Raw genomic sequence first — 21,399 nt, 5'->3', positions numbered from 1 at the left:
GCTCGCGTTCACGAGGGGTTCATGAGCCGGCGAAAGCGTGGTCACGCTTTTCCCCTACCCCCATCGGAAAAGGAAAAATATCCGATGAACCACCGCACCTCCCGCGTGGCCGCCGCGGCCACCGCGGCGCTCCTGGGCCTGGCCATGGCCCTCGGCTCCGGCGGTTCCCCCGCCGCGGCCGCGGACCCGGCCACGCTCACGGGCGTCATCCTCGGCGTCGGCGCCAACGAGTCCCAGCGGATCGTGACCTGGTACTCCTCGGCCGACACCGCACAGCAGGTCCAGCTGGCCCCGACGGCGGCGCTCACGTCCGGCGAGTTCCCCGCCTCGGCCGCCACCTTCGCGGCCATCGGCGGGGCGAACATCGCCACCAGTGGCGGCTTCAACCGCCACGCCGTCCTGACCGGCCTGCAGGAGAACACCCAGTACTCCTACCGGGTCGGCGGCGACGGCAACTGGTCGCCGGCGTACGCCTTCAAGACGCAGGACTTCGAGGGCGACTACGACTTCCTGTTCTACGGCGACCCGCAGATCGGCTCGTCCGGCGACGTCGCGAAGGACGCGGCCGGCTGGCGCGACACCCTCGACGTCTCCCTGACCGCCAACCCGAACGCCGAGCTGCTGGTCTCCGGCGGCGACCAGGTCGAGACGGCCAACACCGAGCCGCAGTGGGACGCGTTCCTGTCCTCGGACAAGCTGCGGCAGTACCCGTGGGCCGCGACCATCGGCAACCACGACGTCGGCGGCAAGGCCTACGAGCAGCACCTGTTCACGCCGAACACGGACCGCTCGAACGCCCTCTACGCCAACGGCAACCCGGCGTCGAACACGTCCGGCGGCGACTACTGGTACATCTACAAGGACGTGCTGTTCATCGACCTGAACAGCAACTCCTACGCCACCACCTCGGGCGGCGGCGGCGACGCGGCACACATCGCGTACGTCACCGACGTCATCAACCAGCACGGCGCCGAGGCCAAGTGGAAGGTGCTCGTCTACCACCACTCGATCTACTCGCCGGCCGACCACGCCAAGGACGGGGACAACAAGACGCGCCGGGTGGACTTCCCGACCGTCTTCTCGAACCTCGGCGTCGATCTGGTGCTGCAGGGGCACGACCACTCCTACTCCCGCAGCTACGAGATCAAGAACGGCGCGAAGGCGAACCCGGACGAGCAGCCCGGCGCGGCCGACGTGTACCCGGGCCCGGGCGGCGTCATCTACGTCACCGGCAACTCGGCGTCGGGGTCGAAGTACTACGACATCACGGCCCCCGACAACAGCGGCACCAGCGGCGCGGGCAACGGCGCCGACCCGCTGAACCCGAACGACTACTGGTACAACTCGGTCCAGAACCAGGAGCACGTCCGCTCCTACGTGAAGGTCGAGGTCCGCGGCGACAAGCTCGTCGTGCAGAACCTCCGCAGCGGCACCTGCGCCGCCCCGAACGCGGCGGTCGAGCTCGGCAAGGTGTCCTGGTGCAACAACACGCCGGCCGGCCAGCCGGTGGGCTCGGTCGTCGACAAGGTCACGGTCCACCCGTACCACGGCGACGGCCAGCAGCTGCAGGTCAACGTGCCCAACGCGGCCCCCGGCGAGTTCGGCTGGACCATCGACGGCTACAACGGCCTGGTCAACCTGGGCACCGCGCAGGAGCACAACGGCGAGTACTTCGCCGCGAACGGCAACCTGAACCCGATCGTCGTGTCCGACACGCGCCGCACCCAGGCGCCGTGGACCGTCTCGGCCAGCGTCAGCGACTTCCGTGACGCGAACAAGACGTTCCCCGGCTCGTACCTGGGCTGGACGCCGAAGATCCTGGCCCCCGGCGCGGGCGCCCAGGCCGGCGCCCCGGTCGCGACGGCGTACGACGACCACGGCCAGGGCCTGGCCGTCTCGCGCCAGCTGGGCTACGCCGAGCAGGGCCACCCGAAGGGCACCGCCCAGCTCGGAGCCGGGCTCGACCTGAAGATCCCGGGTGACGTCGAGAAGGGCGAGTACCGCGCCACGCTCACCATCACCGCACTGAGCAGCTGAGAACCGTCGGGGCGGGCCCCGGCCCGCCCCGACCTCCCCGACAGACGAGGTACGCCATGCGCTTCCGAACCATCGCCATCGCCCTCGGGCTGCTCGCCGCCGCCGGGGTCGCGGCCCCCGCGCACGCGGAGGAGGGCGACGTCGCCTGGACCGTGCGGACGGCCTCGAACACCTACGGCGCCGAGCGCTCCAGCTACAGCTACGCGGTCAACCCCGGCGGCCAGGTCAAGGACGCCATGGTGGTGGCCAACCGGGGCAAGGCGCCGCTGAGCCTGGCCGTGTACCCCGGCGACGGCTTCACCACCGGCACCGGCCAGCTCGACCTGCTCACCAAGGACAAGCCCTCGATCGGCATCGGCGCCTGGCTGCACGCCGGCAACGCCACCGTGACCGTCGCGCCGGGCCAGACCGCCGAGGTCCCGTTCACGCTGGACGTGCCGGGCAACGCGACGCCGGGCGACTACGCGGGCGGCATCGTCACCGCGCTCGCCCAGCCGGACTCGGCCCAGGGCATCAACGTCGAGCGGCGTCTCGGCATCGCCGTCAAGCTGCGCGTCGGCGGCGCGCTGCACCCGGCCCTCGCGGTGGAGAACCTGACCGTGGACTTCGACGGCGGCGACGCCACGGTCACGTACACCATCCACAACACCGGCAACGCGATACTCTCCGCGGACCAGGACGTCTCGGTGGCCGGCCCGTTCGGGCTCCTGCGCACCGGCGCGGGCACGGTGAAGGCCCCGCCGCAGCTGCTGCCCGGCGAGACGTGGCAGATGACGGTCCCCGTGCACGGCGTGCCCCGCGCCGGCTGGCTCACCGCCCGCGCCTCGCTCACGCCGCGCCTGACCGACGCGTCCGGCTCCACCACGTCGCTGCCGGCCGTCCACGCCGAGGCGCGCACGGTGGCCCTGCCGTGGCTGTGGCTGGCCGGGCTCGTCGCGCTGATCGGGATCCTCTTCCTGGTTCGGTATCTCCGGCGGCGCACCAAGGCCCGCCAGGACGCCCGCGTGCGCGAGGCGGTCGACAAGGCGCTTCAGGCCGGCGGCGTCACCGCGTAGACCGCGGCCGAGCGGGGGGAGCGGGTGCCGAGCAGGCCACGGGCATAGACCGCGAAGGTGTACTCCGTCGAGCCCCGCAGGCCACGCAGGGTCACCTCGGGCCGGGCGGTCGCCGCGACGCGGGACTCGCTCGCGCCGTTGACGGCCACGACGATGTAGGTCGTGCCCGGGGACCGGCGCGGCCACGTCAGGTGCACGCTGTTCGCGGTGACGTTCGCGACCTTGAGCGAGGCTCCCGCGGTACCGTTGCGGAAGGTCGTCGCTTCTCGAGTGTCAGTCGAAATGCCGTTCGGACCCGTGAGGAACCGCTCGCCCCAGGCCGTGCGGCTCGTCGGGTCGAAGTTGTGGACCAGGTCCAGGTAGCTGTAGGGCGTGTCGTTGCCGCTCCAGGACCAGCCGAAGTACCCCACCGAGTGCCCCTCGGCGTAGGCCATGATGGCGTCCTCGTCGGGGTCGCCCCACTCGTGCTCGCCGGAGAACTCGCCGATCACGACCGGCAGGCGGCGCTTGGTGAACGAGCCCAGGTACGCGTTGACCTTCGCCGCGTTGTCGAACTCGCCGTACATGTGGATGTCGAACGCCGTGTTGCCCGTCGGGTCGGCGGCGCGCACCTTCTCGGCGTTGTCGCGCATCACGAACGCCTCGTCCTGGCCCCAGCCGGGCGCGTCGACCAGGAGCGTGTGCCGGAACCCGGCCGCGCGCAGGGCCCGGACCGCATCCGACGTCTGCTGTACCCACGGCCACTCCCCGCCGACGCCGAACGGCTCGTTGGCCACGTTGACGATGATGTGGTCCTCCTGGCCGGCGAGCACGGTGCGCAGCGAGGTCCAGAACGCCACCGCGTCGGCGATCGTCGCGGCCTTCTTGTCCTGGCCGAAGCCGGACGTGTCGTGCGCGTCCAGGATGCAGACCAGCCGCTCCTGCCGGCAGAGGTTGACGATCGTGCGCACCTCTTCCGGTTTGGTACGGCGGAACTGGTGGCCCATCCCGAGCGGCACCCGCACCGCGTTGGCGCCCGCGGCCTTGATCGCCGCGAAGGAGCCGTTCTTGTCCGGGTACCAGATGAAGTCGTGGTTGACCCCGCGCAGCACCAGGTCGCTGCCGTTCGCCTCGACCAGGCGGCCGTTGCGGACCTCGATGCCGTTGGCGGCCTCCGCGGCCTGCGCGGGGGCCTTCAGCAGTACCGCGGAAGCGACGAACAGCAGCAGGACCAGCACGCTCCTCATAGAAGCGGCGGCTACCCGGGCCGCGGCGGGTCTATCTCGCGGCCGGGGTGAACCGGTCGCCGTTCGGCGGCGCCGGCCCATCCTCGCCCCGCTCCAGGGCGTCGGCCACGGCCACCTCGACGACCCGTTCCAGTACCGCGGCCAGCATGCCCAGGGTCTCGTCGTCGAGGCGGTCCAGGAGCCGCCGCTGCGCCTTCGCCCCGCCGTCCATGATCTCGGTGAGGATCTCGCGCCCGGCGGCCGCGAGATGGATGCGGCGGATGCGGCGGTCCTGCTGATCCTCGGTGCGCGTGACGTAACCGTGCGCCACGAGCCGGTCGACGATGCCGGACAGCGTGGCCAGGCTCACACCGAGGCGGCGGGTGAGCTCGGCGGAGGCGATGCCGTCGTGCCGGGACAGCAGCATTAGCACCTTGAGCTGCTGCATCGTGAGGTTAACTGAGAGCAGCGGGTTGGTCCGGTCGTAGGCGAGCAGGGCGCGCATCCGTTCGTCGGAGGCGGCGACGCGAAGCAGAAGCGCTTCCCTGTGAGTGTTCACAGGAACGTTTTACCCCCTGGACAAACTTTGCGCGAGGCGAACCGTTAGCATCACACGAACTAACGTATGTCTAGCCGATCGGAAGAAGACTCCAGACATGTCGTTCCTCGCCCGGCTCAGTTTGGCGAACCGGGGGCTGGTCGCGATCATCGCGATCGTCGTCCTGGGCTTCGGCGCCATTGCCATCCCGAAGTTGAAGCAACAGCTCATTCCCTCGATCGACTTCCCGGCCGCCTTCGTGGTCGCGTCCTACCCGGGCGTGTCGCCGGACATCGTCGAGCAGCAGGTCACCGAACCGATCGAGAGCGCGCTGCAGGGCGTGCCCGGCCTGAACGACATCACCTCCACCAGCCGCGAGGGCGTGGCCACGGTGCAGGTGTCGTTCGAGTACGGCTCGTCGATCGACGACATCACCAACAAGATGAACACGGCCCTCGCGCGCATCCGCACGCAGCTGCCGTCGACCGTCGACCCGCAGGTCATCGCGGGCTCGACCGACGACCTGCCGGCCGTCACGCTCGCCGCGTCCCGCTCGGGTGACCAGATCGCGTTCGCGCAGCAGCTCAACCAGGTCGTCGTGCCGGAGCTGCAGGGCATCGAGGGCGTACGCCAGGTCGAGGTGACCGGCGCCGAGACGCAGAACGTGCTCATCACGCTCAACCCGGCGAAGGCCTTCCCGGCCGGGGTCAACGCGCAGACGCTGACCGCCGCGCTCAAGTCGAACGGCGTGTCCTTCCCCGCCGGTACCCTGACCGAGGGCGACAAGTCCCTCGCGGTCCAGGTCGGCGGCACCCTGACCACGCTCGACGAGCTCAAGAACCTCAACGTCACGCCGACCGCGAAGCTCGGCGACGTGGCCACGGTCGAGCTCAAGACGGTCGAGGCGACCTCGATCACGCGGACCAACGGCAAGCCCAGCCTCGGCATCTCGGTCACGGCCTCGCCCGACGGCAACGCCGTGAAGATCTCCGACGCGGTCCGCGGCAAGCTCGCCGACCTCGAGAAGTCGCTCGGCGGCGACACGAAGATCACGGCGGTCTTCGACCAGGCGCCGTTCGTCAAGTCCTCCATCAAGAGCCTGTCCACCGAGGGCGCGCTCGGCCTGCTCTTCGCCGTCCTGGTGATCCTGATCTTCCTGGTGTCGCTGCGCTCGACGCTCGTCACCGCGGTGTCGATCCCGCTGTCGGTCGTCGTCGCGCTCATCGGCCTGTGGGTCGGCGACTACTCGCTCAACCTGCTCACCCTGGGCGCGCTCACCATCGCCGTCGGCCGGGTGGTCGACGACTCGATCGTGGTGCTCGAGAACATCAAACGACATCTGGAGTACGGCGAGGAGAAGGTCCACGCCATCCTCACCGGCGTCAAGGAGGTGACCGGCGCGGTCGTCGCCTCGACGCTGACCACCGTCGCCGTGTTCCTGCCGATCGGCCTCGTGGGCGGCCTGGCCGGCGAGCTGTTCCGGCCGTTCGCGGTCACCATCGCCGTGGCCCTGCTCGCGTCGCTGTTCGTGGCCCTGACCGTGGTACCGGTGCTCGCGTACTGGTTCCTGCGCCGGCCCAAGGCCCTCGGCGCCGAGGAGCGCGAGGCCGTCGAGGCCAAGGCGCTGGAGAAGGAGCGGCGCAGCCCGCTGCAGCGCGCGTACGTGCCGCTCATCTCGCTGGTCACGCGGAGCCGTTTGTCGAGGTGGGTCACCGTCGGTGTCAGCATCCTGGTGTTCATCGGCACGATGGGCCTCGCCACGATGCTGAAGACGAACTTCATCGACCAGTCCGGGCAGACCGAGTTCTCCATCTCGCAGGAGCTGCCGCTCGGCTCCAGCCTGGCCACCACCGACGCGGCGGCCAAGAAGATCGAGGACCTGCTCGGGGCGCGCAGTGACATCGAGGCGTACCAGGCCACGATCGGCGCCTCGGCCGGCTTCGGCTTCGCGGGTGCCCAGTCGGGCAACACGGCCAACTTCTCGGTCACCGCGAAGGACGGCACCGACGTCAACAAGACCATCGACGAGCTGCGCACGCAGGTCACGGCGGCCGGCGAGAGCCTCGGCACGGTGAAGATCACCGCCGGCGGCGGCGACTCCGGCAACCAGCTCGAGGTCATCGTCAAGGCCAACAGCGCCGACGACCTCGCCAAGGGCGCCGGCCTCGTCGAGCAGGCGATGAAGGGCGTCAAGGACAAGAAGACCGGCGAGCTCGAGATCTCCGACGTCGAGAGCAACCTCGCCGCGAGCAACCCGCGCATCGACGTGAAGGTCAAGCGCGACCAGGCCGCCAAGTACGGCCTGAACGACGCGGCGGTCGGCGGGATCGTCTCCGCGGCGTACCGCGGCCAGACCCTCACCCAGATGACGATCGACGGCTCGCAGCGCGACCTGGTGCTGCGCTCCGGCCCGGCCCCGGCCTCGCTGGACCAGCTCAAGGCCCTGCAGATCCCGGTCGCGGGCAACCCGCCGTTCGTGCGCCTCGACCAGATCGCCGACGTCGCCCAGGACGCGGGCCCGGTCGCGATCACGCGCATCGACGGCAACCGCAGCGCCTCGGTCACCGGCCGTGCCCCGAGCGACAACCTCGGCAACGCCTCGGCCGACCTGCAGAAGGCGCTCGACGGCCTGACCCTCCCGGCCGGCGTGACCGTGTCCCTGGGCGGCGCGAGCCAGCAGCAGGCCGACACCTTCGGCCAGCTGGGCCTGGCCATGCTGGCCGCGATCGCGATCGTCTTCATCATCATGGTGGCGACGTTCCGCAGCGTGGCCCAGCCGCTGATCCTGCTGGTGTCCATCCCGTTCGCGGCGACGGGCGCGATCATCCTGCTGCTCGCCACGAACACCCCGCTGGGCCTGCCCGCCATGATCGGCGTGCTCATGCTCATCGGCATCGTGGTGACCAACGCCATCGTGCTCATGGACCTGATCAACCAGTACCAGGAATCCGGAATGCACGTGCGCGAGGCGGTAATCGAGGGCGGCCGGCGCCGCCTGCGCCCGATCCTCATGACCGCGGTGGCGACGATCTGCGCCCTGCTGCCCATGGCGGTCGGCCTCACGGGGGAGGGCGGCTTCATCTCCCAGCCCCTGGCCATCGTGGTGATCGGCGGCCTGTTGAGCTCGACGCTGCTGACGCTGGTCCTGGTCCCGACCCTCTACACGATGGTCGAGTCGACCAAGGAGAAGCGCCGCCTGCGCCGCGAGGGCAAGCACGCGTCCCCGCTGACGGCCCCGGAGCCGGACGCCGGCGACGAGCCGGACGGCCGCCACCGCGTGGACCCGCTGGAGCCGGCCCCGTCCCTGTAACACATCTCTGAAGGGCCGGCCGCCTTCGCGCGGCCGGCCTTTCGCTGTGTAATAACGTGACTACTCGACCCCAGATCAACTTGGTGGGGGTGTGTAGCGTGGGGTTTGAGCGGAACGGCCCCGCGGGCACGTGTCCCGCCTTTCGCCAACCGGGACGCGCAACGAAGTCTTTCGGAACGGCCACAACGAGTCGACGACGGCCGCATACGCACACGCCCGCGCGCGACCACGGGGGGCGAGCCTGCCTTTTGGGGCGCCACCTGCGGTCACACGGTTCGGGCCGGGCGTGTGGTGCCACGGTTCAGACCTCGACCTGCGGCGCCACGGTTCAGGCCTTGACTTGCGGCGCCGCGGCTTGGGCCGCGGCTTTGAGTCGGGGTGGGCAGCGCTCCGGCTTTGAGTTGGGGTGTGTGCGCTCCGGCTCGGGCTGCCGTGCCACGGCTTTGAGTTGGGGTGTGTGGCGCTCGGGCTGCGGCGCCGCGGCTTTGAGTTGGGGTGTGCGGTGCTCCGGCTCGGGCTGCGGTGGCGCGGCTTGAGTTGGGGTTTGCGGCGCCGACGATTTGGCCGGGGCTCGTGGCGTCACGGTTCCGGCTGGACGTGCGGTGCCACGGCTGGGGCGTGCGGTGCCACGGCTGGGGCGTGCGGTGCCACGGCTGGGGCGTGCGGCGTCACGGCTTCGGCTGAGACATGCGGCGCCGCGGTACGGCCTGGGGCACGTGGCGCGGCGGCTCGAGCCCGGCTTCGCCGCCGACTTCCCGGCCCAGCCCACGGCGGTGCTTCGGCGTCGGCCTTCGAGCCCCGCCGCGGTCTTGCCGGTCGGACGATCCTCGGGGCTGGTGGCCGCTCGCGGCTTCGGCGTCGTGCGGCGGGATGACCTTCGGGCGGCGGCCAAAGGTTTCGGGCTGGTGGCGGCCTTCAACCTTCGACCTTGAGCGGCCGGATGATCTCGGAGGGGTTGACGGTCCTCGGCTGTGGCGATGACCCTTCGGGCGCTGTCATGGCATTGGCCGCCCGAACGATTTCGAAGTGGCGTCCCTCCGCCGGCTTGCTAGAGCCGCTTGTCCGCTGTGACTTCGAGCCCTCGACGGTCCCGGAATGCCTCGGCCCCCGTTCTGAGCTGCGCGAATTCGGCCGACTAGGGATCACTCCGAAGTCGGTAAATCCGGATAAATGCATAAAAATCAGGATAGGGAAAGAGCAAGAGCGTGAACTGCGTGAATGGGCGCCCACGCAGAACAGACTTGCGTAAACAGGTTTGTCGCGTAAAGTTGTTTACCATGACCCCCGTCGATGATGATGCGCCGCCCGCTTCAGCGGCTGAGTCGCTCGCGCTCATTCGTCAGGAGCAGGCCAAGGCCGCCCGCGTCGTCGGGCTCAACCCGTTGCTCTACTACGTGCCGTGGGGGCTGGCCTGGTTCATCGGGTTCGGGCTGCTCTTCCTGCGGTACGGCCCCGGCGGCAAGGTGTTCGTCGACCTCCCGGACTGGCTCCCGCTCGCCAGCCTCTTCGTGCTCATGGCCCTCGCGATGCTCAGCACGATCCTGGTCAGCGCGGTCCGCGGCCGCGGCCTCGAAGGGCGCTCGTCGTGGCAGGGCTCGGCGTACGGGTTCTCGTGGTTCTTCGCGTTCGCCGGCGTCGGGACCACGATGAGCCACTTCGCGAAGCTGCTGCCCGAGGCCGAGCGCGGCCTGCTCTGGGCGAGCGCGTCGGTGGGGCTCGTCGGCGCGATGTACATGTGCGGCGCCGCGATCTGGCTCTCCCGCGACATGTTCATCTTCGGGGCGTGGCTCACGCTCATCAACATCGCCGGCGTGCTCGCCGGGGCCGGCTGGCACTCGCTGATCATCTCGCTGGGCGGGGGCGGCGGGCTGATCCTGCTCGGGCTGCTGTTCCAGTTCCGGGGACGGGCGGTCCGGAACGAAGTGGAGGGGCCGCCCGCATGAAGCGCAGTGTGACGCGCCGGCGCCGTAGCTTGCGGAGGCGACGGCGTGACTGAGCTCGACCCGGTGATCCACGTGCAGGCGCGCCTGCGCATCATGGCCGCGCTGTCGAGCCTCGGCGACGGCGACCGGATGACGTTCCCGAGGCTGCAGCAGGTCCTCGACATGACCGCGGGCAATTTGTCGGTACACCTGACGAAGCTCGAACAGGCCGGCTACGTCGAGGTCGTCAAGTCGTTCCGCGGCCGCACCCCGACCACCTCCGCGGGCCTGACCAACCGCGGCCGCGTCGCGTTCGACGACTACACCGCCGCGTTACGAGCGCTGATCGACCCCCCGAAGACGACAGAGGAGCCGTAATGCTCGCCCGTGCCATAGAGGTCAGCCGCCGCTACGGCGACACCCTCGCCCTCGACCGCGTGTCCCTCGACATCCCGCAGGGCGGCGTGGTCGGCCTGCTCGGCCCCAACGGCGCCGGCAAGTCGACGCTCATCAACCTGCTCGTCGGGCTGCGCCGGCCCAGCGCCGGCTCGGTCGAGCTCTTCGGCGGCGACCCGCGCCGGCCCGAGAACCGCCGCCGCATCGGCGTGACGCCGCAGGAGACGGGGCTGCCCTCGACCCTGCGGGTCCGTGAATGCGTGGAGTTCGTGGCGCGGCATTTTCCGGATTCGGTACCGACGGCAGAGCTCCTCTCCCGCTTCGGCCTCACCGATGTGGCGAAGCGGCAGACGGGCGGCCTGTCGGGCGGGCAGAAGCGCCGGCTCGCCGTCGCCCTGGCCTTCGCCGGGCGCCCGGGCCTGGTGTTCCTGGACGAGCCGACGACCGGCCTCGACGTGCAGGCGCGCCGCGACCTGTGGAACGCGATCCGCGAGTTCACCGAGGCCGGCAACGGCACGGTGGTGCTCACCAGCCACTACCTCGAGGAGATCGAGGCCCTCGCCGACCGGGTCGTGGTCGTCGGCGACGGCCGCATCCTCGCCGACGACACCGTCGCCGCGATCCGTTCGATGGTCGGCATCCACCGGGTCAGCGTCAGCGCCGCCGACCTGCCTGACCTGCCCGGCGTCGTCGGCGTCGAACAGGCCGACGGCCGCACCTCCCTGCTCACCCCCGACGCCGACCAGCTCGTGCGCGACCTGGTGCACGCCGGGGTGCCCTTCCACGGCCTGCAGGTGCAGCCGACCACGCTGGAAGAGGCGTTCCTGACCCTGACGAGCACCGGACGGTAGACGCGATGAGCTCCCTGGCCCTCACCCACGCCCGCTTCCGCATCCTCGAGACCATCCGCATCCCGATCGCCGTGGTCGGCGGCGCCTTCTTCCCGGCCGCGTCGATGCTGTTCTTCGTCGTACCCTTCGCCGGCGACGACCCCGAGGGCGCCACGTTCGCGACCGCCTCGATGGTCCTGTTCGCGGTCATGACGAGCTCGCTGTTCACGTACGGCGTCGGCGTCGCCGAGGACCGCGCGCAGCCCTGGGACCCGTTCACGCGCACCCTCCCGGCCGGCCCGGCGGCCGCGTTCGCCGGGCGCATCCTGTCCGGCCTGACCTTCATGGCCATCTCACTGGTGCCGGTCGTCATCATCGGCTGGCTGTTCACCGCGGCCACCGCGACCGCGCCGGGCCTGCTGCTCGCCCTGGGCGCCGTGGTCCTCGGCGCCCTGCCGTTCACGTTCATGGGCCTCGCCATCGGCTACGCGCTGCCGATGAAGGCCGCCCTCGCCGTCGCCCAGATCATCTTCTTCCCGCTCGCGTTCGGCGGCGGCCTGCTCTCGGCCCCGAACGACGCGCCCGGCTTCGTCGAGACCATCGCCCCGTACCTGCCCACGCGCGGCGCGGTCGAGCTGCTCTGGGCCGCGGTCGGCGACTTCCGCGTGTCGACGACCGCGATGGTTTCCCTGGCCGCCTGGACGCTCGCGATGGCGGCCCTGGCCGCCTGGGCCTTCCGTCGCGACGAGGGCGCCCGCTTCAGCTAGACGGGGGAGCGGGCGTCCGGTCGAGGAGCTCGAGCAGGTGGCGTACCACCGGCTCGGGCTCTTCCTCCGCCATGAAGTGCCCGGCGCTCACCGTGTGGTGGCTCAGGTCCTCGGCCCACGCGCCCCAGCGCGCCTTCGCGTCGAAGCCCATCGCGGCGCCCCAGTCCTGCTGCAGCACCGTCACCGGCATGCGCAGGCGGCGGCCCGCGGCGCGGTCGGCCTCGTCGTGCTCGACGTCGACCGTGGCGGTCGCGCGGTAGTCGGCGACGATGGACGCGACGGCGTCGCGGGAGGCTTCGAGGTACCGCTGCCGGATCTCCGCCGGCAGGGAACCGTTGCCCCACAGGTCGAGGAAGTGCCCGAAGAACGCGTCGGGCGCCCCGGCGATGAGCCGCTCGGGCAGCGGGGCCGGGGCCGCCATCAGGTACAGGTGGAAGCCGACGATGCCCGCCGTGCCGCGCAGTACCTCCCAGGAGTCCAGCGTCGGCAGCACGTCGAGCAGCGCCAGGTGCGTGATGCGCGACGGGTGGTCGAGGCCGGCCCGGATCGCGACGAGGGCGCCGCGGTCGTGCCCGGCGAGCGCGAACCGGTCGTGGCCGAGCGCCCCGGCGAGCGCGACGACGTCCTGCGCCATGACGCGTTTGGCGTAGGCGGCGGTACCTTCGGGCTTGTCGCTGTCGCCGTACCCGCGCAGGTCCGGGCAGATGACCAGGTGCCCGGCGGCCGCAAGGGCCGGTGCCACGTGCCGCCACATGAGGTGCGTCTGCGGGAAGCCGTGCAGCAGGACGACGGGTCGCCCCTCGCCGATGACGGCGACGTTGAGCGAGACGGCGGGCGCGACTTCGACGCGACGGTACGAGAATTCCATGCCGCCACCGTGCACCCCCCGGATCAGCAGCCGATCAGCGGCGAATAATCGAGCAGTGACCTCGTTCCGCGTCCTGGGCCCGCTCGAGGCCTGGGATCCGGATCCGGTACCGCTCAAGGGCCCCCGCCACCGCACGATCCTCGCCCGCCTGCTCATCGCCCGCGGCCGCGTCGTGCCCGTGGGGGTGCTCGCCGACGACGTGTGGTCGGGTGCGCCGCCGCCGGGCGCCCTGGCCGCGCTCCGCACGTTCGTCGCCGACCTGCGCCGCGCCCTCGAGCCCGGCCGCGCGCCCCGCACGCCGCCGCGCCTGCTGGTGACGGCCCCGCCCGGGTACGCCCTGCGCGCCACCGACGTCGACGCCTGGCGCTTCGAGGAGGCGTTGAACACGCCGACGCTCGCCGCCCTCGACGAGGCCCTGGCGCTGTGGCGCGGGCCGGCCTATGCGGAGTGGTCGGCGGAGCCGTGGGCGCGGGCGGAGATCGAGCGCCTGGACGAGCTGCACCAGCTGGCCTCGGAGCGCCGGGCCGCGGCCCTGCTGGACGCGGGCCGCGCCGCCGAGGCCGCCTCCGACCTGCGCTCGTTCGTCGCGGCCCACCCGCTGCGCGAGGAGCCCTGGCGCCTGCTGGCCCTGGCCCTGTACCGCTCCGGCCGCCAGGGTGACGCCCTGGCCGCACTGCGCGAGGCCCGCGCGAAGCTGGCCGCGGAGCTCGGGGTCGACCCGGGCCCGGCGCTGCGCACCCTGGAGACGGACATCTTGCGGCAGTCGGAGCGGCTGGTCGTCGCCGAGCCGTCCGGGCGCCTGTTCGGGCGGGACGACGAGCTCGCCCGGCTGCGCGGCAACGCGTCGGCCGTCGCGATCGTCGAGGGGGAGGCGGGCGCGGGCAAGAGCGCGCTCGCCGAGGCGTTCGCGCGGGAGCGGGAGGCGGGCGGCTGGACGGTGCGGTGGGGGCGGGCCGGCGAGCACGACGGCGCCCCCGGCACGTGGCCGTGGACCGACCTGCGCACCGCCGGCGAGGAGCTCGGCCCGGCCCCGGTGCTGCTCGTCGCCGAGGACGTGCACCGGGCCGACAAGGACGTGGCGGACGTGCTGGCCGCGCTGCCCGGGCACGTGCACCTCCTCGCGACCGCGCGCGACGCCGACCCGGGCCCGCAGTACACGGCGCTCCTGGCCCGCCTCGCCCGCGCCGAGCCGCTGCGCATCCGCCTCGGCGGCCTCGACGAGCGGGCGACGGCGGCCCTGGCGGGCGAGGTCGTCGGGCGGGCGGTGGAAGCTCAGGACGTACACCTGCTGCGGGAACGCACCGGGGGCAATCCGTTCTTCGTGCGCGAGCTCGCCCGCCTGCTCGCCACCGACGGCCCGGCCGCGCTGCGCACGGTGCCGCCGGGGGTCCGCGACGTGATCCGCCACCGCCTGGCGCAGCTGCCGGAGCCGGCGCGGACGGTACTGCGTCAGGCCTCCGTCCTCGGCCGCGACATCGACCCCGAGCTGCTCGCGGCCCTGGCCGGCGCCGACGTGCTCGACGCCCTGGAGGAGGCGACGCGGGCCGGCTTCCTGACCGACGGCACGCGGTTCGCGCACGTGCTGGTGCGCGACACCGTGTACGGGGACCTGTCCGCGCCGCGCCGCGCGGCCTGGCATCTCGCCGCGGGGGAGGCGGCCGAGCGGGTGTCCCCGGACGATGCGGAGACGCTGGCGTACCACTTCACGGCGGCGGCGACGCGCACCGCGAAGGCCCGGGCGGCCCGGTACTCGGCCCTGGCCGCGACCCGCGCCGAGCGCCGCAACAACCCGCACGAGGCGGCCCGCCTGTGGCGGCAGGCTCTGGCCCACGACGGCGGCTCGGTCGCGGCGCTGCTGGGCCTGAGCCGCTCCCTGGCGGTCATCGGCCACCTGGCCGAATCGCGGCGCCTGCGGGCCGCGGCGCTGTCGATGGGGGAGCTGGGCGCGTTCGACGTACCGGCGATCTGGCCCCGCAACGACGACGAGGCCCTGTCCGCCACGATCGCCGCGGCCGCGACGAAGGCCCTGGCCGGCGCGGCGGGCCCGGCCCGGTCGCGCCTGCTGACCGCGCTGGCCATGGAGCTGCGCGGCACCCGGGACGGCCGCGGCGCGGAGGCGGCGGACGAGGCCTACGCCCTGGCCGGCGACGACCCGATGCTGCGCGCCCTGGCCCTCAACGCCCGCTTCCTGCACGCGTTCCCGAGCCCGGGCCGGGCCGCCCTGCGCCGGTCGATCGCCGAGGAGCTGCTGGCCGTGTCGTCCGCCCACGGCCTGGCGACGTTCGAGGTGCTGGGCCACCTGATCGCCCTGCAGTCGGCGTGCGCCCTCGACGACCCGGACCGCGCCGACGCCCACGCGGCCGCGGCCGACGCCCTGTCCGCGGCGCACGCCCTGCCCGTCGTGGCCGTCTTCACGCGGTGGTACGCCGCGCTGCGCCTGGCCGCGGCCGGGCAGGTCGACGAGGCCGAGCGGGCGTACCGGGCCGCCGACGCCGACCTCGCCCGCGCCCAGATGCCGGGCATGCACGAGGGCCTCCTGGGCCTGGCGCTGCTCTCGATCGGCCGCCGGACCGAGGCCGACGACCTGGGCCCGTACGAACCGTGGGCCCGCCCGCTGCTCCTCCTGAGCGCCGGCCGCCCCGGCGAGGCCCGCGCGGCCCTGCGCGCCCTGCCCCCGTCACCGCACGACCTGCTGTGGGAGGCGCGGCTGGCCCTGGCCGCCCGGGCCGCGATCGCCCTGGCCGACGGCGAGTCCCACGCGCGCCTGTCGGCGCAGCTGCGCCCGGCCGCCCACGAGCACGCGGCCGGCAGCGGGGTGCTGACCCTCGGCCCGGTCGCCGCGTACCTCTGACATCATCGGCGCATGGGAGCATCGGGCTGGGACTACCTCTTCCCCTCGAACCGCTGCTCACGATGCGGGGCGTCGGACGCCACCTGGTTAGCTACGCCGACGACTGAGCGGGTGCCGCGGTGACCGTGCACGACCTGGCGGGGCGGCTGCCCGGCATCGAGGAGCTCCGCGCGCACTGCCGTGCGCTCGCGATGCTGGACGCGATCCTCTGCCCCGAGTGGGAGTTCCGGCTGTACTCGTTCGACTCGCGCTGGTCGCCCGGCGAGGAGGTGGCCTCGATGCGCGACGGCTCCGGGAACGACTGGTTCGTCGCGTTCGGGCGCGGCGGGGCGTTCATGCGCGGGTACGACCACGAGTCGCCGATGGCGGGCCGGCTCCGGCCCGGGGTCGCCGACGCGGTGCCGGCCGTGTTCACCGAGTTCGTGCACGAGCCCGCGTTCGGCTTCCACGACGGCGGCCTGCGCGCCACGTTCTGCGTGTGGCGCGAGACCACCGACGACGGCTGGCGGGCCGGCGCCGTCGACTTCCCGCCGGGCGCGGACCCCGACGGGTCGGGGCACCTGTGCGAGCTGCTCGTCGACCGCACGCCCGAGGCATACCGGCGCTACGCCGAGGACTACTTCGAGGTCGACGCCGACCTGTCCGCGATCCGGCGGGTGTACGCGCACGAGCCCCTCACCGCCGGCCTCGTGCGCGCGCTCAACCCCGAGCTGACCGTCGCGGACCTCGAGGCGGACGCGGCCGAGATCGGGTACCGCTAAGCGGGCTCTTCACCCCCGGGCGGCGTGAGGAGCATCACGCGGTCGGCCGGGTGGACGGTTTCGAACTCCTCGGTGCGCACCACGAGCAGCGGCACGCCCTCCAGCAGGTTCAGGCTCCGGCGCTCGTCCGACGTCGGCATCCGCGCGGTGATCTGGGCCGAGGGCGGTGCCGGGAGGTGTTCGACCGGCCCCGCCTTGCGCACCACGGAGCGGCGGCCGCGCTCCGTGGCGATCACGCCCTCGCTGCGCAGGACCGCCATCGCGTCGCGCACCACGTCGCGGCTCACCTTGTACTGCAACGAGATCACGCTTTCGCTCGGCAGCTCCATCCCCGGCCGGAGCTCGCCGCCCTTGATCCGCTCCAGCAGCGCGTCAGCGAGCTGTCGGTACAACGCAAGCGCGGAACGGCGATCGAGCATGGCGAGGACGGTATCACCCACATGGCCATGTGGCCATATAGGAACGTGCCAAGCGTTCGAAGATTTCGCGGGGGCTCCGGCTTGTGCGGGCAGCGGTGGACCGGGCGCCGGGGTATGCGGGCCGGGCGCCGGATCGACACCAGGCGCGTCGGGCGGATCACCGGCTGCTTCGACGAGGCCGGCGCCGTCGTGCCCGCCGTGGCGCCCGCGACCGCGGCCAGGTGCGACGACAGCGCCGCGTGCAGCAGGGTCGGCGACGACGCCGGGTTCGGGGCGGCCGTCGACGGGTTCGCGCGGCGGTTCAGCGGCTGGTAGGTGCGCTGCTGCGGCACGCGCGGCCGGGCCGGGGCCGGGCGGGCGGCGGCCGGCATCGGCCGCCGCGGGGCGCCGGTGGGGGGTGCGGCGGGCGAAGGTTCGGCGTCGTCCTTCTCCGGGCGCGTCACGATGAACGCCACGACCGCCGCCACGAGGACGGGGACGAGGTAGAGAAGGGCTCCGGCGTACTGCTCGGCCACGGCGGCTACTCCCAACGGCTGCACACGTCTGACCTGCGCAACGCTACGGATTCCGCCGCACCCACCGTGTCATCCGGTCGGGTCTTGCTGCAAGTCCGGGCGGGGTGCAGCTGTGGTGCAAACCTCGCGGTACCACTGGTAGGAGCGCCGCGGCGTCCGCTGCTGGGTGTCGAAGTCGACGTGGACGAGGCCGAAGCGCTGGTGGTACCCCTCGGCCCACTCGAAGTTGTCCATCAGCGACCAGGTGCAGTAGCCGTGCACCTCGACCCCGGCGTCCATCGCGGCGCGCACGGCGCGCAGGTCACCGGCGATGTAGTCGATGCGGAACTGGTCGTCGAGGCCGGGCCAGGAGCAGCCGCTCTCGGTGATCCACACCGGCGGGAGGCGGTCGCCGTAGCGGTCCTTGAGGCCGACGAGCAGCTCGCGCAGGCCGTCGGGGACCACGGGCCAGTCGAAGGCGGTGCGCGGGTACCCGTCGATCTCGAGCCGTGCGAAGGGCAGCGGGTCGCCCTCGGGCGGGGCGGCGATCAGCGACGGGTTGTAGTAGTTCACGCCCAGGGCCTGGATCGGCTGGGAGATCACCTCGAGGTCGCCCTCCATCACGATGGAGTCGACGTCGGCGGTGGTGAGGAACTCGTAGCCGGGCGGGTACTCGCCGAGCAGGATCGGGTCGGTGAACAGGTGGTTCTGCACCAGGTCGTAGATCGCCGCGGCGGTCTGGTCGGCCTCCGAGTCGCTCTTGGGCCACACCGGCGAATGGTTGTTGGCCAGCGTGACCGGGGCGTTCGAGGTGCGGCGCAGCGCCGAGACGGCCAGGCCATGGGCCAGGAGCAGATGGTGTACCACCGGAAGCTGGTCGCTCTGCAGTTGCAGCCCGGGCGCGTGCACCCCCTGGACGTGCCCGAGCGCGAAGTGGATGTACGGCTCGTTCAGGGTGATCCACAGCTTGACCCGGTCGCCGAGGCGCTCGCCGAGCAGCTCCGCGTACTCCCCGAAGCGCATCGCCGTGTCCCGGTTGGCCCAGCCGCCCTGGTCCTGCAGCGCCTGCGGCAGGTCCCAGTGGAACAGCGTGACGAGCGGGTCGATGTCGCGGGCGAGCAGGCCGTCGACGAGCCGCTCGTAGAAGTCGAGGCCGGCCGGGTTGGCGGGCCCGCTGCCGGTCGGCTGGACCCGGGACCAGGCCACCGAGAAGCGGTAAGCGCCGGCGCCCAGGCCCGCGATCAGGTCGAGGTCGGCCTCCCACCGGTGGTAGTGGTCGCAGGCCACGTCGCCGGTCTGCCCGTCGCGGGTGGTGCCGGCGGTGTGGGCGAAGGTGTCCCAGATGGACGGTCCGCGCCCGTCCTCGGCGACGGCGCCCTCGATCTGGTACGCGGCGGTGGACACTCCGAAGCGGAAGCCCGGCGGGAACGGCGGAAGATCCGGCATAGGGCGCACGCTACCGCGCCGAGGCAAGATTGACCCATGGCACATGACATTCCAGCCGTCGAGCTGGCGCCGGGGGTGAACCTGCCGACGATCGGGTTCGGCACTTGGCAGATCACCGGCCGTTCCGCGTACGAGTCGGCCCGCGCGGCGCTCGACGCCGGTTACCGGCACATCGACACGGCGACCATGTACGGTAACGAGGAGGAGATCGGCCGGGCGCTGCGCGACAGCGGCCTGGACCGCTCCGACGTCTTCATCACCACCAAGCTGCCGCCGTCCCACGCGGGCCGCGAGCGGCAGACCCTCGACGCGAGCCTCAAGGCGCTCGGCGTGGACTTCGTCGACCTGTGGCTCATCCACTGGCCGCCGGCGCGCGGCAAGTCGCTGCCGACCTGGATCTCGTTCCTGGAGCAGCGCGACGCCGGGCGCATCCGCTCGGCCGGCGTCAGCAACTACGACACCGCGCTCGTCGACGAGCTGACCAAGGAGACGGGCGAGACGCCGGTCGTGAACCAGGTCGCCTGGAGCCCGGGCCAGCACGAGCCGCAGTTCCTCGACGACATGCGGGCGCGGCGGGTCGTCGTGGAGGGGTACAGCTCCCTGAAGAACACGCCCCTGAACGACCCGGTGCTGGTCGGGATCGCCGAGCGGCACGGCGTGACCGTCCCGCAGGTGGTGCTGCGCTGGCAGCTGCACCACGACATCGTCGTCATCCCGAAGTCCACCCGCCCCGAGCGGATGCGCGAGAACCTCTCGGTGCTGGACTTCGAGCTGACGAGCGAGGAGATCGAGGCCGTCAGCTCCGTGTGACCGACCGGTCGATCCGCGCCCGCCAGCCCCGCTCCCGGGGCTTGCGGCGCAGCTTGGCCAGGGCCGCGACCGCACCGGCGGCGAGCTCCTCGAAGTCGAAGCCGGTGCGGTGCGTGCCCTTCTGGATGACGAACGCCATCCCGGCGGAGTTGCTCACCGCCCACCCGGGGCGGGTGCCGAGGCGGTGGGCGGCGTTGGCGCCGTACGCCGTGACGAGGCGGATGTCGAACGGGTACCGCACCTCGCCGCCCTCGCGGGTCACCACGATCCGGGCCTGCGCGAGGGTGTCGTCGCGGTTGAACAGGGCCCGCCACCACTCGGTGCGGGGCGCCTCGACGACGACCTCGACGCCCTGCCCGTGCTCGCCCGGGTCCCGTGCCTCGGCGACGAGCCGGACCAGGTCCACGACCCGGTCCGGCCGCGATCGCCGGAACGGCACCCAACTGTCCACGGCGCCAATATAGGGACTTCCGCGCGGTTATGGCGTCGGCGGCGGCGGGTCGAGCACCACGGTCAGCGTCGCGAACGCCGACTTGTTGCCGATGGCGTCGTAGGCCCGCACCTTGAGCCCGAAGACGGTCTGGCCGGCCGGGCGGGGCTCGACGTACGTCGTCGTGGTCACGTTCCCGGACCAGTCGGGCCCGTGGAAGACCTGGTACCCGGCCACCCCGACGTTGTCCGTCGACGCCGTCCACGTCCACGTCACCTGGGTCGCCGAGATGGAGATCCGCAGGTCCGTGGGGACCGTCGGCGAGCGGGAGTCCGAGTTCGGCCCCGGGTCGATGGCGACCGACAGCGACCGCGGCTCGGAGCGGTTCCCGGCGCCGTCGAAGGCGACGACCGAGAAGGTGAAAGAGCCGAAGCCCAGCGGCGGTACCGTCAGCGCCGTGTTGCTCGTCGCGCCGTAGTGGTCGCCGTTGACGTAGACGTCGTACCCGGCCACGGCCACGTTGTCGGCCGAGGCCCCCCACCGGATCGTCGCCGAGCCCGGCGACAGGCTCGGCGGCACGCTCGGCGCGACCGTGTCGGGGGTCCCGCCGGGCGTGATGACGGCGTACGGCGACGCGTTCCCGGCCGCGTCGAGCGCCCGCACGCGGTACGTGATGATCATCGGCGGCGGCATGCCCATCGTGTACTCGGTGCCGGGCACCGTGGCCACCAGGTTCGCGCCGCTGTACACCTCGTAGCCCTTGACGCCCACGTCGTCGGTGGACGCGTCCCAGCGCAGCGTGAACGTCGTCGTGCCGACGACGGCGCGCAGGTTCCCGGGCGTCGCCGGCGGCCGGATGTCCGCGGTCGCGGTGCCCCCGGTGCAGGAGGCCCCGTTCAGGGAGCAGTTGAGCGGCCCGCCGGTGCCCTGGGCGAGCCACCCGAACCAGGTGTTGCCGCCCGGGGCGACGGTCGCGTTCCAGGACGCCCCGACCGCCACGTAGTGGTCGCCGGTGTGCGTGACGGTGGCGCCCCAGGCATTGGCGAGTGTCGTACCGCTCGGCAGGTCGAACTCGACCCGCCAGGTCAGCGGCGCCGAGGTGCCGTTGTCGATGGTGTACTGCCCCGTGTACCCGGTCGACCAGGAGCTCTGCTTCGTGAACGTGGCGGTGGCCGCACCGGGAACGGCGGCCCGGGCGGGTGCCGCGGCAATCGCGACGCCGGCAGCGGCGGCGGCGAACGCCACCAGAAAACGATTCAT

The 21,399-nt window shown here is 72.3% G+C and carries 18 protein-coding genes; 11 read left to right on the top strand and 7 right to left on the bottom strand.

Annotated elements, in window-relative coordinates; translation table 11 throughout:
- The first annotated feature begins 84 nt into the window (after window positions 1–84).
- Both ACPPVO_RS52220 and ACPPVO_RS52215 read left to right on the top strand, forming a co-directional pair.
- Window positions 85–2,037: a fibronectin type III domain-containing protein gene (locus ACPPVO_RS52220; RefSeq protein WP_426506775.1), complete on the top strand. Its 1,953-nt coding sequence runs from the start codon at window positions 85–87 to the stop codon at window positions 2,035–2,037.
- Window positions 2,038–2,093: 56 nt separating this feature from the next.
- The gene (locus ACPPVO_RS52215) at window positions 2,094–3,092 is read left to right on the top strand and encodes a WxL protein peptidoglycan domain-containing protein (RefSeq protein ID WP_426506773.1); all 999 of its coding nucleotides are present in this window, start codon (window positions 2,094–2,096) and stop codon (window positions 3,090–3,092) included.
- Here the strand turns inward: ACPPVO_RS52215 and ACPPVO_RS52210 are convergent.
- On the bottom strand, window positions 3,068–4,318 hold the full coding sequence (locus tag ACPPVO_RS52210) for a cellulase family glycosylhydrolase (protein ID WP_426506772.1): 1,251 nt from the start codon (window positions 4,316–4,318) through the stop codon (window positions 3,068–3,070). The two genes, ACPPVO_RS52215 and ACPPVO_RS52210, sit on opposite strands and share 25 nt — an antisense overlap.
- A 31-nt stretch (window positions 4,319–4,349) precedes the next feature.
- On the bottom strand, window positions 4,350–4,856 hold the full coding sequence (locus ACPPVO_RS52205; protein ID WP_426506770.1) for a MarR family winged helix-turn-helix transcriptional regulator: 507 nt from the start codon (window positions 4,854–4,856) through the stop codon (window positions 4,350–4,352).
- A gap of 97 nt (window positions 4,857–4,953) precedes the next feature.
- On the opposite strand from ACPPVO_RS52205, the gene ACPPVO_RS52200 reads away from it, so the two are divergent.
- The 5 genes from ACPPVO_RS52200 (at window position 4,954) to ACPPVO_RS52180 (ending at window position 12,060) form a co-directional block, all read left to right on the top strand.
- On the top strand, window positions 4,954–8,145 hold the full coding sequence (locus ACPPVO_RS52200) for an efflux RND transporter permease subunit (RefSeq protein WP_426506768.1): 3,192 nt from the start codon (window positions 4,954–4,956) through the stop codon (window positions 8,143–8,145).
- A 1,277-nt stretch (window positions 8,146–9,422) separates the two neighbouring features.
- The gene (locus tag ACPPVO_RS52195; RefSeq protein WP_426506766.1) at window positions 9,423–10,088 is read left to right on the top strand and encodes a transporter; all 666 of its coding nucleotides are present in this window, start codon (window positions 9,423–9,425) and stop codon (window positions 10,086–10,088) included.
- 45 nt (window positions 10,089–10,133) lie between these two features.
- Window positions 10,134–10,445 (top strand): winged helix-turn-helix domain-containing protein, encoded by a 312-nt coding sequence (locus ACPPVO_RS52190; RefSeq protein ID WP_426506764.1) that lies wholly within the window; start codon window positions 10,134–10,136, stop codon window positions 10,443–10,445.
- Window positions 10,445–11,314 carry an ATP-binding cassette domain-containing protein gene (locus tag ACPPVO_RS52185; RefSeq protein WP_426506762.1) on the top strand — a complete coding sequence of 290 codons (870 nt, stop codon included), beginning with the start codon at window positions 10,445–10,447 and terminating at the stop codon, window positions 11,312–11,314. The genes ACPPVO_RS52190 and ACPPVO_RS52185 overlap by 1 nt, the downstream gene beginning before the upstream one ends.
- A gap of 5 nt (window positions 11,315–11,319) precedes the next feature.
- Window positions 11,320–12,060 carry an ABC transporter permease gene (locus tag ACPPVO_RS52180; protein WP_426506761.1) on the top strand — a complete coding sequence of 247 codons (741 nt, stop codon included), beginning with the start codon at window positions 11,320–11,322 and terminating at the stop codon, window positions 12,058–12,060.
- On the opposite strand, the gene ACPPVO_RS52175 is transcribed toward ACPPVO_RS52180, so the two are convergent.
- Window positions 12,053–12,928 (bottom strand): alpha/beta fold hydrolase, encoded by an 876-nt coding sequence (locus ACPPVO_RS52175; protein ID WP_426506759.1) that lies wholly within the window; start codon window positions 12,926–12,928, stop codon window positions 12,053–12,055. The genes ACPPVO_RS52180 and ACPPVO_RS52175 overlap by 8 nt on opposite strands.
- 55 nt (window positions 12,929–12,983) lie before the next feature.
- Here ACPPVO_RS52175 and ACPPVO_RS52170 point away from each other — a divergent pair, with 55 nt between their 5' ends.
- Both ACPPVO_RS52170 and ACPPVO_RS52165 read left to right on the top strand, forming a co-directional pair.
- Window positions 12,984–15,779 carry a BTAD domain-containing putative transcriptional regulator gene (locus tag ACPPVO_RS52170; RefSeq protein ID WP_426506757.1) on the top strand — a complete coding sequence of 932 codons (2,796 nt, stop codon included), beginning with the start codon at window positions 12,984–12,986 and terminating at the stop codon, window positions 15,777–15,779.
- 119 nt (window positions 15,780–15,898) lie between these two features.
- Window positions 15,899–16,540, top strand: coding sequence for a hypothetical protein (locus ACPPVO_RS52165; protein WP_426506755.1), 642 nt, complete (start codon window positions 15,899–15,901; stop codon window positions 16,538–16,540).
- On the opposite strand, the gene ACPPVO_RS52160 is transcribed toward ACPPVO_RS52165, so the two are convergent.
- Complete coding sequence (locus tag ACPPVO_RS52160) at window positions 16,537–16,959, bottom strand: winged helix-turn-helix domain-containing protein (RefSeq protein ID WP_426506753.1); 423 nt, start codon at window positions 16,957–16,959, stop codon at window positions 16,537–16,539. The two genes, ACPPVO_RS52165 and ACPPVO_RS52160, sit on opposite strands and share 4 nt — an antisense overlap.
- A 114-nt stretch (window positions 16,960–17,073) precedes the next feature.
- Between ACPPVO_RS52160 and ACPPVO_RS52155 the strand changes: the two genes are divergently transcribed.
- Window positions 17,074–17,274 carry a hypothetical protein gene (locus tag ACPPVO_RS52155; protein WP_426506752.1) on the top strand — a complete coding sequence of 67 codons (201 nt, stop codon included), beginning with the start codon at window positions 17,074–17,076 and terminating at the stop codon, window positions 17,272–17,274.
- 269 nt (window positions 17,275–17,543) lie between these two features.
- Here the strand turns inward: ACPPVO_RS52155 and ACPPVO_RS52150 are convergent, their stop codons facing one another.
- Entirely contained in the window at window positions 17,544–18,899 is a 1,356-nt protein-coding gene (locus ACPPVO_RS52150) for a GH1 family beta-glucosidase (protein WP_426506750.1), read from the bottom strand.
- 36 nt (window positions 18,900–18,935) lie between these two features.
- On the opposite strand from ACPPVO_RS52150, the gene ACPPVO_RS52145 reads away from it, so the two are divergent.
- Complete coding sequence (locus tag ACPPVO_RS52145) at window positions 18,936–19,709, top strand: aldo/keto reductase (protein ID WP_426506748.1); 774 nt, start codon at window positions 18,936–18,938, stop codon at window positions 19,707–19,709.
- Here ACPPVO_RS52145 and ACPPVO_RS52140 read toward each other — a convergent pair.
- Window positions 19,696–20,160: a hypothetical protein gene (locus ACPPVO_RS52140; protein WP_360370152.1), complete on the bottom strand. Its 465-nt coding sequence runs from the start codon at window positions 20,158–20,160 to the stop codon at window positions 19,696–19,698. The genes ACPPVO_RS52145 and ACPPVO_RS52140 overlap by 14 nt on opposite strands.
- A gap of 27 nt (window positions 20,161–20,187) precedes the next feature.
- Complete coding sequence (locus ACPPVO_RS52135) at window positions 20,188–21,399, bottom strand: cellulose binding domain-containing protein (protein ID WP_426506746.1); 1,212 nt, start codon at window positions 21,397–21,399, stop codon at window positions 20,188–20,190.

Source organism: Dactylosporangium sp. McL0621 (assembly GCF_049995355.1).
In the GTDB taxonomy this organism is placed as follows: domain Bacteria; phylum Actinomycetota; class Actinomycetes; order Mycobacteriales; family Micromonosporaceae; genus Dactylosporangium.
The sequence above is the reverse complement of the archived record's forward strand: the minus strand, read 5'-3'. Positions and strand labels throughout refer to the sequence as shown.

Excerpts from the sequence above, each read along its gene's own strand:
- ACPPVO_RS52220 (WP_426506775.1), top strand. The coding sequence starts at position 85 with ATGAACCACCGCACCTCCCGCGTGGCCGCCGCGGCCACCGCGGCGCTC.
- ACPPVO_RS52215 (WP_426506773.1), top strand. The coding sequence starts at position 2,094 with ATGCGCTTCCGAACCATCGCCATCGCCCTCGGGCTGCTCGCCGCCGCC.
- ACPPVO_RS52210 (WP_426506772.1), bottom strand. The coding sequence starts at position 4,318 with ATGAGGAGCGTGCTGGTCCTGCTGCTGTTCGTCGCTTCCGCGGTACTG.
- ACPPVO_RS52200 (WP_426506768.1), top strand. The coding sequence starts at position 4,954 with ATGTCGTTCCTCGCCCGGCTCAGTTTGGCGAACCGGGGGCTGGTCGCG.
- ACPPVO_RS52195 (WP_426506766.1), top strand. The coding sequence starts at position 9,423 with ATGACCCCCGTCGATGATGATGCGCCGCCCGCTTCAGCGGCTGAGTCG.
- ACPPVO_RS52185 (WP_426506762.1), top strand. The coding sequence starts at position 10,445 with ATGCTCGCCCGTGCCATAGAGGTCAGCCGCCGCTACGGCGACACCCTC.
- ACPPVO_RS52180 (WP_426506761.1), top strand. The coding sequence starts at position 11,320 with ATGAGCTCCCTGGCCCTCACCCACGCCCGCTTCCGCATCCTCGAGACC.
- ACPPVO_RS52175 (WP_426506759.1), bottom strand. The coding sequence starts at position 12,928 with ATGGAATTCTCGTACCGTCGCGTCGAAGTCGCGCCCGCCGTCTCGCTC.
- ACPPVO_RS52160 (WP_426506753.1), bottom strand. The coding sequence starts at position 16,959 with ATGCTCGATCGCCGTTCCGCGCTTGCGTTGTACCGACAGCTCGCTGAC.
- ACPPVO_RS52155 (WP_426506752.1), top strand. The coding sequence starts at position 17,074 with ATGCGGGCCGGGCGCCGGATCGACACCAGGCGCGTCGGGCGGATCACC.
- ACPPVO_RS52150 (WP_426506750.1), bottom strand. The coding sequence starts at position 18,899 with ATGCCGGATCTTCCGCCGTTCCCGCCGGGCTTCCGCTTCGGAGTGTCC.
- ACPPVO_RS52145 (WP_426506748.1), top strand. The coding sequence starts at position 18,936 with ATGGCACATGACATTCCAGCCGTCGAGCTGGCGCCGGGGGTGAACCTG.
- ACPPVO_RS52135 (WP_426506746.1), bottom strand. The coding sequence starts at position 21,399 with ATGAATCGTTTTCTGGTGGCGTTCGCCGCCGCCGCTGCCGGCGTCGCG.